General features: G+C 52.2%; 5 protein-coding genes. All 5 read left to right on the plus strand.

What is annotated here, in order from left to right:
- Window positions 1-19 precede the first annotated feature (19 nt).
- From hemW to Q4E93_RS13655, 5 genes are read left to right on the plus strand one after another with little or no spacing between them, the layout of a single operon-like run.
- Window positions 20-1,378: a radical SAM family heme chaperone HemW gene (hemW, locus tag Q4E93_RS13635; protein WP_303586030.1), complete on the plus strand. Its 1,359-nt coding sequence runs from the start codon at window positions 20-22 to the stop codon at window positions 1,376-1,378.
- A gap of 24 nt (window positions 1,379-1,402) precedes the next feature.
- Window positions 1,403-9,205 carry a non-ribosomal peptide synthetase gene (locus Q4E93_RS13640; protein WP_303586032.1) on the plus strand — a complete coding sequence of 2,601 codons (7,803 nt, stop codon included), beginning with the start codon at window positions 1,403-1,405 and terminating at the stop codon, window positions 9,203-9,205.
- 6 nt (window positions 9,206-9,211) lie between these two features.
- Complete coding sequence (locus Q4E93_RS13645; protein WP_303586033.1) at window positions 9,212-9,871, plus strand: galactosyltransferase-related protein; 660 nt, start codon at window positions 9,212-9,214, stop codon at window positions 9,869-9,871.
- Between the two features lie 9 nt (window positions 9,872-9,880).
- Window positions 9,881-14,041 (plus strand): non-ribosomal peptide synthetase, encoded by a 4,161-nt coding sequence (locus Q4E93_RS13650; RefSeq protein WP_303586035.1) that lies wholly within the window; start codon window positions 9,881-9,883, stop codon window positions 14,039-14,041.
- A 25-nt stretch (window positions 14,042-14,066) separates the two neighbouring features.
- On the plus strand, window positions 14,067-15,071 hold the full coding sequence (locus tag Q4E93_RS13655; protein ID WP_303586036.1) for an aldo/keto reductase: 1,005 nt from the start codon (window positions 14,067-14,069) through the stop codon (window positions 15,069-15,071).
- Window positions 15,072-15,087: the final 16 nt, after the last annotated feature.

The raw sequence follows: 15,087 nt of genomic DNA on the forward strand, positions 1-15,087 counted from the left end.
GACCATTAAAACGAAGAAGATGGGAAAGTTTGAGTACAAATACGACAACCCTGAAGGCCCGGTGGACCCTGCCACTATCAGCCTGCATATAGATGGACGCCAGGAACCGGCCACCCGGGAGGAATTCTATACGAATTATCCCTTTTATAAATATTGGACCAGCGATAGCAACGCCCGGCTACTATCGCCGGAAGGGATCAATATCTATATACACATCCCGTTCTGTATCCAAATATGTGATTACTGCTTCTATATGAAGGAGCTCATCAAATCCAAAGATCAGGTGGAAGACTACGTGGAGTCTCTTTGCATGGAGATCAAAATGATCAGCGAACGATATAGCCTGGCCGGGAAAAAGGTCAATTCCATTTATGTAGGAGGCGGGACGCCCTCCGTTCTCACCGAGCCCCAGTTCCGGAAGGTGGTGGAAACGCTGCACAAATACCATCGTATAGAAGACCCGGAATTCGCCTTCGAGGCCGAGCCAGGGACTTTCAGCAGGAATAAGCTGGAATGGCTCCGGGCATGCGGAGTCAACAGGATCAGCATGGGCGTACAGTCTTTTGATGACGAAGTGATCCGGCTGAGCAGCAGAAAACATACTGCCGCCCAGGCAATAAATTCCATAAGAACCGTCCAGGACACCGGCGGTTTCGAGGTGAATATCGATCTGCTAAGCGGCCTAGCAGGTGAAAGCATGTCTTCCTGGGAAGCCTCGATCGCTACTGCTGTCCAACAACAAACCGATATGCTGACGATCTATAAAATGAAAACCTATGCCAATACCGTTTTCTTTAAAAAAGGCGTTCACAGTAAGGAGATCGACCTGCCCGGAGAGACACAGGAAATAGCATATATGCAAAGAGCCATGGAGATATGTTTTTCCGAAGGGCTCGATCTCTGGAGTACTTTTGCTTTCAACAGGAAAGGCGCTCAAAGCGTATATATTGAAAACACCTGGCGTGGAGAGGACATGATCGCCTACGGGGCTTCTTCTTTCGGAAAGATCGGTAGCATCAATTACCAGAACCTGAATAATATTCCTGCCTGGTCGGAAAAGGTAAGGAACAATACGATGCCCGTCTACAGGACCTTTAGCATGACCTACAAGGATATGATCGTTAAAGAGCTGCTGCTTTGCGCAGCCAGACTCTTCTCCTACAGCAAGAAAGAGTTTGTCGATAAGTTCGGGTTCGATTATTTCTGCCTGATCCCCGACGTGATCGATCAGCTGACGGATAAGGGATATATCACCAATGATAAGGAAGAGCTTGTCCTTACCCGGCAAGGCATTTTATTCGGGGATTTTGTGTCAAAGACCATTGCTTCCTCCGTTAAGAATGCCTTCGCAAGGGATTCCATTGGTTTTGCCTATTAATCATTACTCTCTAAAACCCGGTATATGAAAGATGGATCTGCCGCACAGGAACATAGTGTACCCGCATCCGTCCAGCAAAAGGGTATCTGGTTCCATTCTCTCACCAGCCAATCGTACTATTGGAACTTCATCCAGAAAAGATTTTTCAGGGGACATTTTTCTGTGGATGCCCTGAAACAAGCAACGGAGATGATCCTGAAAAGACATTCTTCCCTTCGATCTAATTTCAGGCTTTACAAGGATGAACTCTACCAGATCGTGAACCCTTCACCGGGTATAGGCGATCATTTTATGCATATCACCTATAATGGAACAACCGTAGATGCCTTTATCCGGTCGGAGATAGAAGAAGAAGAAAATTTCGGGTTCGATCTGGAACATGGAAGCCTGGTGCGATTCAAAGTGCTGGAACTACCCACCTTCAGCGTTTTCATCCTGAACATGAATCATATCATTACCGATTCCATCTCCATGGACATTTTCTGGAACGAGCTGATGCAATACTATAATTCCCTGATGGAAGGAGAAACGCCGGACCCTGGAATAATGCCATCGGAACAATATTCAGGGTATTCGGTTCGTCAGCATGAGTTCTTCGGGACGGCGGAGTACCAGCAGCAAAAGGAGTATTGGATGCACCGGCTTTCACAGGATCTCCCGGCCCTGGATCTCGCTTTCTATAAAGCCGGCTCCCCGCCGCAGCTCTATCATGCAGAATGGGAATTGGACAGGCACCTCGCTGATGACATCAGGACGCTTTCCCTGAAAAAGAAAGTGTTGCACTCATCCGTTTTCCAACTGGCTTATGTCGTTTTTCTCCATAAATATGCCGGGCTTTCCACCATCGCCATTGGCAACATCATCAGCGGGCGCGGACTGGGTAAAAAGAGCTATAGGGACGTGATCGGCCTTTTTGCGGGGCGCCTGGTCCACATCCACAGCATCCGTCCGGATGATACGCTGGAAGAGCTGCTGGGTAAAGTCAATCAGGAGGTGATTGAAGGTTTCAGGCACAGCGATGTATCATATGAAGAGCTGGCAAGACAGGTAAGCAAACGAAATGGCACCGGCCTCAAACCGCTTACCAGGGTAATCTTCAATATGGTCAAAGGGACAGGACAAAGTTCCCGTTTCAATAACCTGGAAGAATTTGACGCCCCGGGGTATGCGAACAGCCAGGTGGGCGATGATCAATATGACATTGGCATATCCGTCTTTGACAATGGCAGAACGATAAAATTAAGACTGGATCTGACGTGTGATGAGGTATTCAGCGTTTTTGCAGGCACGCTGCTCCAAAATTACCTGGAATTGCTTCGTGAATGTGTAAACCATCCTGCAAAGAAGGTACGTCAGGTTACAGGGCTGTCGCCGGCGGAATTTACTTTGCTTCAATCCTTTAACGGTCCGGCAATTACCTATCCCGGAGGGAAAAAGACACTGGTTGATCTTTTTACAGAGCAGGTCATGAGAACGCCGTTTTCACCGGCGTTGGTATTCCGCCAGCAGCAGCTGTCCTACCGGGAGCTGGACGAGCGATCCAGCCGGCTGGCACATTATCTGAGACGGGCGGGGATACAGGAAGAACACCTGGTCGCAGTCTGTCTGGAAAGGTCTGTTGAAATGATGGTAGCCCTGCTGGGGATACTGAAAGCTGGAGCGGCCTATGTTCCTTTGGACCCGGCGTATCCGCAGGAACGGATGGTTTATATGCTGGAAGATACAAGTGCGAAGATCATATTGACCAGCCGCGAGAGCCGGCTATCGTTGCCTCAGGATATTGCCGTGCGCGTCATGCTGCTGGATGCCGATTGGGCGGATATAGCCGCAGAGCCTGCTGACCGGCCCTTCACGCAGCTGCGACCCGATCACCTGGCTTATGTAATTTATACTTCCGGATCAACAGGCCGGCCGAAAGGCGTGATGAACCAGCACGACGGTGTTGTCAACCGGCTGCTGTGGGCCCAGCGCTATTTTGGACTGGATGAAAAGGACAGTGTGCTGCAAAAAACCACCTACTGTTTCGACGTATCGGTGTGGGAGCTGTTCTGGCCTTTACTGGCGGGGGCAAGGCTGGTAATGGCAGAACCGGCAGGACACAAAGACCCCACTTACCTGAAGAAGGTCATCAACGACCAAAAGATCACGCTTATTCATTTCGTCCCTTCTATGTTGGAAGCCTTTCTACTGGAAATTGACGAAGGCGGGCTGCCCTCCCTGCAACATATGCTGTGCAGCGGGGAAGAGTTAAAACCCCGGCAGGTCGACCTCGTCAGGAGAAAATTGCCCCATATCGATCTGCATAATTTATATGGACCCACGGAAGCGGCCGTTGACGTCACCTGCCTGACTATTGCCGCAGGCGACCCGCATCGCCCCGTTATTTCCATCGGAAAGCCGATCGATAACGTCACCATACAACTTGTCAATGCGGATCATCAGCTGACCCCGCCAGGCTTTATAGGAGAGATCTGCATAGGAGGCGTACAGGTAGCGCGTGGATATTTACACCGGCCGGAGCTGACCGCAGAAAAATTCATCGCAGATACTTCCTTCCCGGAAGAACAAAGGACCAAACGCTACTGCACCGGTGATCTGGGAAGGTGGTTGCCTGATGGACAACTGGAATACCTGGGTAGGAAGGACCAGCAGGTAAAAATAAGAGGGTACAGGATCGAGCCTGGAGAAATAGAGGCAATGGCACAGCAAAGCGGCCTCGTACAGCAGTGCGTGGTGCTGGCGCGGGAAGATGCCGCCGGCAACAGACGCCTGATCGGATATGCAGTGGCCGCACAAGGCTTCGACCAGGAAATCCTGCAAAACCATCTGCGGTGTCGGCTGCCCGAGTATATGGTCCCTGCAATGTGGATCCACCTGGATGCAATACCGCTGACAGGGAGCGGTAAAGTGGATGGACAGGCCCTCCTGCAGGCAGACCACGGAATGCTGTCCCGGAGTGCTTATGTAGCACCACGTAACGAACCGGAACAGGTGATGTCGGAAATTTGGCAGGAGCTCCTCGGTGTGAAGAATATAGGCATAAGAGATAATTTTTTCGAGCTGGGCGGAGATTCCATCATCACCATCCAGGTGGCCAGCCGCGCGAGACGGGCCGGGTATGTCATCAGGCCTAAAGATATTTTTTCCTATCAAAGCATAGAACGATTGTCGGCAGCTGTTCTGTCCCGGCAGGTGACATCGGAGATACGGGCCGAACAGGGTGTATTGCAGGGAGAGTGCGGGCTATTTCCCATGCAGCAATGGTATCTTGAGAGAGAAGAACGGAACCCGGCGATAGCGCACTTTAATCATAACAGACTGATCGGGATAGACAAGAAGATAGAAGTCAAGACCCTGTCATTGGCAATAAAGGAGCTGATCAGGCATCATGATTCTTTACGGTTTCAATACCAACGGACAGCGGAAGGGTGGAAGCAATACTACAGCGCAAACAGTACGGACGTACAGGTCTGCGATCTCACCGGTGAAAACCCGGACAGCCTCTCCGTCATCATTCCCACCCGGGCTGCGGCTTACCAGGAAAGCCTGGATATTCTACAGGGAAATATTACGAGGGTCGTGCTGTTCCGGACTCCCATAGAAGAAGAAAAAAACCGTTTGTTATTGATCGTTCATCACCTGGCTGTGGATGGGGTCTCCTGGCATATCCTGCTGGAGGATCTCGAGCAGCTGCTGCAGCATATTTCCAGGGGACCCGGAATGCCTGCCTTTGTAAAAAGCAGTTCCTGCCGCGATTGGTATGAGGCATTGAAAGAATATGGCCAGAGCGCCCGTTTGCTATCACAACAGGCGTACTGGAATGACATGGTGATAAAGGGGCAGCCACTGCCTGCAGACATGGTCTATGAAAGGCCGGTGATGATGAAAGACAGTGAAAACATCATAGTACGCCTGTCAGCCGCCCGAACAGCTGAATTATTGCAGGATGTCCCCAGGGCGTACCATACCGAGATAAACGATATCCTGCTGGCAGCGCTTGCCGGCACAGTGACGGCCTGGAGCGGCGACAGGCAGGTGTTGATAGGACTTGAAGGCCATGGCCGCGAAGACAGCTTAGTGACAGGTATAGATACCCACCGGACTGTCGGATGGTTTACGAGCCTGTTTCCGGTGTTGCTGGCGTCGGAACCAGGAATATCCCCTGGCCAGCTGATCAAAGAGGTCAAGGAAGGTCTGAGAAGCATTCCGGACAAAGGGATAGGGTTTGGTGTACTGAAATATTTAAACAAGATAGAAGGCCTGGGGGACAATTCCCCCTGGCAGATGCTGTTCAACTATATGGGACAGCTGGATAACCTGCTTGACAGCAGCGAGCTGTTCAGCAGCTGTACGGAGCAGGCTGGTGCCACGGTGAGCAGCAGCCACAGGCTGCCGGCGCTTCTGTCATTGAATGGCTGGATATCCGGCGGAGCGCTCCAATTACATTGGACATATAGCAGGCTGCATTACAGGCAGAAGACCATTCAACAGCTGGCAGACCGCTACATCAGCTGTCTGGAAAAGCTGATCGACCATTGCGTCTCACAGCCCAACGAAACGTTTACACCCTCCGACTACGGACTGGGGGCAGAGATCAGCTGCCATGAGCTCGACCGCTTCCTGGCTACCGGGATCACGGGCCAGCCTCCTCTGGAATCCATCTATCGCATGAGCGGTCTGCAGGAAGGCATCTTGTTCCATGGCATGTACCATGAACAGGTAAAGGCCTACATCGGTCAGCTATCCTGCGAGTTGTCCGGACTGCGGCCGGAAATACTATTGCGCAGCTGGGAACAGCTGATACAGGAGCATACCATCCTGCGGACTGCCTTTTATCCCGCGATCTTCCAGGTCCCTGTGCAGTGTGTATTCCGGACGGCGATGCTTCCTGTCACCGAAATAGATCTCAGCGCTTTTGACGCGCAACAACAGCAGGCAAGGATCGAAGCATATGAAGAAGAGGACCGTCGCCGTCCCTTTGATCTGGCAAAAGCTCCGTTGATGAGATTAGCGTTGATAAGGCGGACGGAAGCCGACTACCATCTGGTGTGGACCAGCCATCATCTGCTGATGGATGGATGGTCGATGGCGGTATTGCTGGACAAGCTGCAGGGTATCTACCAGTCTTTGCTCGAAGAACGACATATACCCCAGGAAGAAGATCGATATGCCGATTACATCGATTACCTGAAAGGACGCGATAAAGAAAAGGAAGAGCGCTACTGGCGGGATTATTTGTCGGCGATAGATCATCCCCCTTTGCTCCCGTTCATCGGGCTCGTATCGGACCGCAATAACGGCATCGGCAAATATGCGGAGGAGACCATCCGGCTGGATAATACTTTCGCCGGCGGGATCCAACGATATGCACAACGGCTGCAGATCACGGTCAACACCCTCATGCAGGGTATCTGGTCTTATCTGCTATATGCTTATACAGGCAAAGAGAACATCGTCTTTGGCGTAACAGTATCAGGCAGACCTGCGGATATGCCGGGCGTGGAGCAGCGGGTGGGTATGTATATAAATACGCTGCCTTTCTGTGTACGGGTAGACCCTGATGCGCCCGTAGGACAGTGGCTGCGGGATATTCAGTCCGGGCAAGGTGCAGGTTTATCTTATCAATACAGCCCGCTGAGCGATATTCGGAAATGGACCGGCATTGGTGGCGACCTTTTCGACAGCTTGCTGGTATTCGAGAATTATCCTGTCCGGAAGAAAGTTGCCGGCCAAGAGCCGGCCCTGGAGATCAAACAGCCCCGGATGACGGAACAATCGAATTATCCGCTCTCGATAAGGATCGGCGGGGACGAGGAAATGTGGATAGGATTCAGCTATAACACCAGGCTGCTGGACGGCGCAACGGTACAACGGATAGCGGGTCATTTCAGACAGGTATTAACACAGCTGACCAACGACCAACCGGCGAGGCTGGGCGCTCTCCGGTTATTGTCCCCCGAAGAAGAATGGCAATTACTGGAGGCGTTTAATGATACGGCCGCGGTCTATCCGGCCGACAAGACACTGGTGCATCTGATCAGGGAACAGGTCAGCAGGAAGCCTGATCACCTGGCGCTGGTCGCCGGATATTACAAGCTCACCTACCATGAGCTGGAACTACGATCCAACCGGCTGGCCCATTACCTCTGCGAGCTGGGCGTAAAGGAAGATACGCCGGTAGCCATCTGCGCAGAGCGGTCTCCCGAAATGATCATCGGCATACTGGGTATATTGAAGGCAGGAGGAGCCTATGTTCCTATTGATCCTACCTATCCGCTTGAACGAATTAGCTATATACTGGAGGACACTCACGCCACCATTGCGGTAAGCAGCCGGCAAAGCCATTCCCTGCTGCCTGAGGGATGGCCGGGTAGGGTAGTGCTGCCGGATGACGATCAGCCTGATATTGCCCGTCAGCCCACCGGCCACCCTGCTACTGCTGTTCGCCCCGAAAACCTCGCCTATATCATCTATACGTCCGGCTCTACCGGGAGACCCAAGGGGGTCATGGTAGAACATCGCAACGCAGTGTCCCTGCTGTCGGCTTTTCAACAGACGGCAGGAATGGACGATGGACCAGGGACCTCGGTGTGTCCCTACGTTTTCGATGTTTCGGTCTGGGAAATATTCACCTGCCTATGTTATGGCAACACCTTGCACCTGCTTGATGAAGAACTGATATACGAGCCTGCTTCGCTGGCCCGGTATCTCATTGACCATCGCATCGGCACCGCTTATATTCCTCCTGTTATTTTGCCGGAGGTGATATCCTGCCTGGAGGCCGTTGCCGACCCTATACCGCTGGCACGGTTGCTGGTGGGCGTCATGCCCATCCGGCAGGGCATTTTGCAGCGCTTTATGGACAGGATACCCTGGCTGCGTATCATCAACGGGTATGGACCCACTGAAACAACGATATGCGCCACTTTCTATCCCTTCCGGAGGACGGCTGACCCCGATTCAAACACCCCGATAGGTAAGCCGGTACCCAATAACAAAATTTATATTTTGGATGCCCGTCAACACCCTGTACCCATAGGAGTGGCCGGAGAAATATACATCACGGGTGCCGGGGTGGGAAGGGGGTATTGGGATCACCGGTCAATGACGGAGGAAAGATTCCTGCGGAACATTTTCCCGGGCTCCGGCTATCCTTACCTCTACCGGACCGGCGATCTGGGTAAATGGCTGCCGGACGGCAATATCGTCTACCTGCGAAGGATAGACCACCAGGTGAAGATCAGAGGTTACCGTGTGGAACTGGGAGAAATAGAAAGTATGATAGATCAGAGTGCGCTGGTCAGGCAATGTGTGGTCACGGTTCGCTCAGACAACGCCATGAATCAGCAACTGATAGGTTATTTCACCGCGGATGACACCCTGGACACCGAACTGCTGCGGGATTACCTGTTGCGCCACCTGCCGGAATATATGGTCCCAGGTGTCTGGATACAGCTCGAATCGCTACCGGTAACGCGCAGTGGAAAAATAGACAGGGGTGCCTTGCCGGAACCATTTGCCGGAAAGTCTGCCGCAGCCTTTGTCGCCCCGCGGAATGAGATGGAGTCCGAGCTTGTGCTGATGTGGCAGGAATTACTGGAACTGGACCAAGTGGGCATCACCGACGATTTCCTTTCACTGGGCGGCCATTCTCTGCTGGCCATTAAATTCGTTGCCCAGGCAGAGGAAAAATTCAAAGTCAGGATACAGCTGAAAATGATATTCGATCTCTCCACCATCATGGGGCTGGCGGAATATATAGGAATTATGCAGGGCGGCGGAGAGCCGGCGACTAACAATGTATCCTGTCAGGTCTTTGAACTATAATATACTATGTACGTACTCGATTACAAGCTTGCTTTCATCGTTCCCTACCGGAACCGCGAACAGCACCTGAGGCAGTTCGTTCCCCACTACAGGCGACTTTTCCCGGACGCGGATATCTATATTGTACACCAACTGGGAGAAGGTCCTTTCAATCGCGGGAAGCTGCTCAACATAGGCTTTCTTTACGCAGAAAACAAAGCCGACGCATTTGATCTTTCGGATATAGACATGCTGGCGGTCGACGGCCATGTTGATTATTCCTTTCCCTCCTGCGTTACGCACATGGCCTCTGCGGCTTCGCAATACAATTATACCATGCCGTACCCGGGCTATTTTTCGGGACATGTCCTGCTGACGGCAACGCACATGCGCTCGGTGAACGGATTCTACAATGACTATCCGGGATATGGCTGCGAGGACGATTGCTTCTATAAGTCCTTCCTGGAAAAAGGGTTGCCTGTCGAACGCAGGTATGGTCGGTATGAATCCCTGCCGCATGAAAGAGTCGTCGACAAGGACGCGTCTTTGATGGAGATGTTCAACCGTAATTGGGAAAAATTTCAGAAAAGACCTAGAGATTGCTACAACGGACTTAGCTCCTGCGAATATGAGATCCGGCAGGTCCTGGACCAAGGGGATTACATACAAATTGATGTCGCTTTTTAACAAGTGTATATGGCAAATGATCTTGATAAAGGATTATCTCTTCTAAAAGAGGCAGGTAAAAGGGAGATCGTACTTTTTCTGGAGGACGGACAGCTGAAATATAAGACGAATGGTAAAACAGCTGTGGACCAGGATTTCATAGGTGAGATCAGGAGGTACAAAAAGGAGATACAATCCCTGTTGGCTGGCCGTTCCGATAACCATATCCCCGATTGGGACAGCGTGATCGCCCATCGGGTGTCTGGTGGGAGGTCTCCCTTATCTTTCAGCCAGGAACGCCTCTGGTTTATCCATCGGTTGGAAGGAAGTGCACATTATCACATTCCATGGGTTTGGAGATTAACAGGAATACTGAACATACAGGCGCTGGAGGCGGCGTGCCAGGAAGTCGTGGACCGTCATGAAGTATTGCGCACGGTGCTAAAAGAAGAAGAAGGCATCCGCTGGCAGGAGGTCATGGATAAAGGACGCTGGCAAATGGAGACCATTGACGGAAGTAAACTGGTCGAACAGACTGAACAGCAGCAACTGATCACAGCCCTGGTGGACAAACCCTTCGATCTTTCGAAAGATCACCCATTGCGTGTCCACCTGATTGCACTTTCCGGCAACGAACACCTGTTGATCCTGACCCTGCACCATATTGCCGCCGATGCCTGGTCCTGGAATATCCTGATGCAGGAACTGACTGCCGCCTATGCCGCACACGAAAAAGGCCGGACTGTATCTTTACCGCCCCTCCCCATCCAATATGCCGATTATGCGCTATGGCAGCGGAGGTTCCTCCAGGGGGAAAGACAAGAGCGGCAGCTCGCCTACTGGCGCAAACAGCTCGCAGGAGCCCCGCCTCTCGTACTGCCCTCAGACTTTCCAAGACCTGGCGTACAAACCACCATCGGGACAGGCCTGGGTATGGCATTGGATGCCGGCTTGTCCTTGCAGCTAAAAGCCTTTTCCATATCCTGTCGGGCTACATTGTTCGTAACAGTGCTGACTGCTTTGAAGGTGCTGCTATACCGTTACAGCGGCCAAAAAGATATTTGCATCGGGACGCCGATGACTGGAAGGATCAAGGAAACGGAAAGATTGATAGGGTTCTTTCTCAATACAATTGTTATACGCAGCCGCCAGGAAAGGGACATGTCTTTCCAGGAATTGCTTGACTCAGTAAAACAAACGGTACTGGAAGCCTATGACCACCAGGACATTCCATTCGGAAGGGTAGTGGAGGAGGTGGTCACTGAAAGACAGCTGCACCACAGCCCTCTTTTCCAGGTCATGTTCGTCATGCAGCATGCAGCAGGGTCACCCGATCTTCATCTGGGAGAAACCGTATTGTCCAATGAACCATTCCGAAGCTGGCATGCGAAATTCGACCTCACAGTGACTGTGGCAGATACCAAAGAAGGGCTGTATTTGCATATCAACTACCGGAAGGACCTTTATAAAGAGTCTGCTATTCACCGGATGCTTTGCCATTATCAGGAGCTGTTGCGATCGATCGTTGCTGCACCCGCACTGCAAATAGGTACCCTTAGGATCCTGCCGCGGGCTGAGGAAAACATCCTCAGAGAGGAGTTTGGCAGAGCCCGGGTAGATTATCCGAAAGATAAATCGATCGTGGACCTTTTCACCGAGCAGGCGGTATCTAGCCCGGGCGCCAAGGCGGTGATCACCGAAGAACAAAGCCTGAGCTATGAGCAGCTGCATGAAATGTCCAGCCGGCTGGCAGCATACCTGCGCAGGAAAGGAGTAAATAAGGAAAGCCTGGTGGGCATTTGTGTAGAAAGAAGCGCCGCGATGATCGTAGGTATATTCGCGATTATGAAAGCGGGCGGCGCATTCGTGCCCATTCATCCCGATCATCCGGCAGATCATATCCGGTTCGTACTGGACGACACCCGATGCGCCGTTTGCCTGGTAAACCCTGTACTTAAAGAAAAGATATTATCCTTTACTACGGACGTCGACCTGGTAGACAGCCGTGCATACCAGGAGATGCCCCACGATGCCGTATATGCCCCTGACATTACACCGGTGGATGTAAGTCCCGCCGGCCTGGCTTATATCATTTATACTTCCGGCTCCACCGGGAGACCAAAAGGTGTTATGATAGAGCATGGAGCGTTGGTGGAACACGTCTCCGCCATAAGGGACGGCGTGGGTCTGACCAACTGTCGTTCCTTCGCCCTGATCGCATCTCTGGTTGCCGACGGTGGATACTCGATGCTATTCTGCGCCTTGCTCCAGGGCAGTGCTACACATATTTTATCCGACAGTATGGTGCTGGATGGAAATGAGATCACCGCCTACTTCAGATCGAATGACATCGACTGCCTGAAGATCATTCCCTCCCTTTGGATGTCTTATGCTGGGGAAGGCCGGGTCGTGATGCCTCGAAAGGTAATTATTTTTGGTGGAGAGCCGATGCCGTCGACGGTTCTGCCGATGCTAAGAGACGCCGGATACAAAGGAGATATATTCAATCATTATGGGCCCACAGAAACTACCATCGGCAAGCTGTTGTATAAGACAGATCCGGAGAGAACATACGACCGTGTCCCTATTGGCCGTCCATTTTCAAATTCAAATATCTATATCACCGACGGGAACGGGCAGCTATGCCCGATAGGAGTTCCCGGCGAGATCAGGATCGGAGGCGCCGGCCTGGCGCGCGGTTACTGGGCACGACCGGAGCTGACGGAACAAAAATTTATTCCTGATCCATTCGGCAGCGCCGGTTCACGGGTATATTTGACGGGAGACATCGGCCGATGGCTGGAGGATGGTAATATAGAGCTCCAGGGGAGAGTGGATGACCAGGTAAAGATCAGGGGACACCGCATCGAGCTGGGAGAAATAGAGATCGTTGCGGAACAGAGCGGCCTTGTCAGACAGGTGGCGGTGGTCGCTCCCGCCGACTCATCAGGCCATCGGTACCTGGCCGGCTACGTAGTGGCAGACGATGATTTTCGCCCGCAGGCGCTTACCGACTATCTGGCCGATCATTTGCCGGGGCACATGATCCCTTCCGTCTGGATACCGCTGCCGGTGATGCCCCTTACACGGATCGGGAAAATTGACAAGCAGGCTTTACCCGCAGCCGACGGTTTCAGCAGGCAGGACGACACGATTATCGCTCCCCGTAATAACCTGGAAATGGAGCTCGCAGGTATATGGCAAGCGCTGCTAAGATTGGAACAGGTGGGCATCACGCAAAGCTTTTTCTCTCTGGGAGGACATTCATTGCTGATCTTTCCAATGGTTGACCGTATCCGCAAACTGGGTTACCCTGTCGTTTTCAAAGATATTTTCAAATACCAGACGATACAGCAGCTGGCCGCCGGTCTGCTGGCATCGATGAATGCCCGGGCAGATGCACCATCCCACCTTCGGCTGCTCCATAAGGGAAAACAAGGAAAACCCCTATTCATTCTTCCCGGCTCGCCGGGATTCTGCGACGCATATGATGAGCTGGCAACAGCTGTCGGCGGATCACATGCCATCTATGGCGTACAAATGATGGGACTGAAGGAAGGGGAGGAGCCTCCAATGAGCCTTACCGATACCGCACAAATAGTGAAAGGATGGCTACGGGAGATACAGCCACATGGCCCCTATCGTCTCATAGCCCATAGTTTCGGAGCCTACCTGGCCGTTGAGGTCAACCGCCTCTGGCAGCTGGAAGGAGAGAGCGCTGAGTTTATCGTGATGCTGGATGCACCGGTGCACAAACGCACGATCACCACCGACGAGCAGCTGTTGCAGACGACAGGCATTTTCCTGGAACATTACTGGAAATGTCCTCCGGCACACCGTAACTGGATAGACCAGCTGCGGTCGGTTATGGGCGGCTGGACAGAAACGGACAAGATCCGTGGCATCGTAAACCATATCAGGCTTCGGTCCGGTCGTCCGGAGATAGCTTCGACGCTGCATGCTGCGCTCGTTCAGTCTGCAATGGCATACCGGCTGCCTGAAGACATCGGGACAAAACTGGTGATTGTTAGTGCGACAGAAACAACAAACCTAAGAGAGGCATACCTCGGATGGCAACGCTATACCCAAGACTGCAAATTAATTACGGGCATGGGCGACCACTGGAGTATGGTACAGGGAGAAAATGCCAGCCGGCTCGCAGAAAAAATAAAGGACTGTTTGGCGCTGTAGAGAAATTTTACTTAAAACTATTACAATGGAATATCGTCAACTTGGAAACACGGGCCTCAGCCTGTCCGCTATTGCTTTTGGGGCCTGGGCCATCGGCAAATGGGAGCAGGGGGGAGTCGAGCCGGCTGATGCCACGGCGGCGCTCAGAAAGGCTTATGAAATGGGGTTTACCTCCATCGATACTGCGCCGCTGTATGGTTTGGGGCTGAGTGAAGAGATCGTCGCAACAGCTTTTGCCGGCATCCCGCGGGACAGGCTGCAGCTCATGACCAAATGTGGAGTGGTCTGGGGAGAGGCCAGGGGACACTTGTGGGTCAAAGACAAAAAATTGCAGGATGGCGTCATCAACATATACAAATATGGCGGGAAGGAAAGTATCATCCAACAATGTGAAGATAGCCTGCGACGACTGGGTACGGACTATATAGACCTTTACTCCCTGCATTGGCCGGATCCGACAACGCCTGTGGAGGAGTCCATGGAAGCCCTGGTCCGGCTGAAGGAGCAAGGTAAGATCAGACTGGCCGGCGTATGCAACCACACGATGGAGCAAATGGCACAGGCTGACGGCGCCATTGATGTAGCTTTCAACAAAGTACGCTATAGTATGCTCAACCGGAAGATAGAGGAGGACCTGATCCCCTACTGCCGGGAAGAGAAAAAAAGTATCCTTGCTTACAGCGTTCTCCAGCGGGGCATACTGACGGGCAGGGATCTCCCTCAATTCCTGTGGCGGGTGGGAGACACCCCCTGGGAAGTAGCCCTTTACAAACAGGAAAATATGGTCCGAATAAAGGCTTTCCTGGATCAGTTGACGCCAATCGCCAGGGACTATGGCGGAACAGTCACCCATCTTTGTATCCGCTGGGCAATGGAACAGCCTGGCATAACGACGGTCCTTCTGGGCGCTACCAGCGCCGAACAGATAGTGTATGATGCACGGGCGATGGATATGACACTGAGCGCAGCGGACATGAACACGGTCGATCTGCTGTTGGCTAACCTGGAAAAGGATTTGGATCTTAATTGAAACAAGGACGGGAAAT

The organism is Flavitalea plasmicola (assembly GCF_030546645.1).
Classification (GTDB): domain Bacteria; phylum Bacteroidota; class Bacteroidia; order Chitinophagales; family Chitinophagaceae; genus Puia.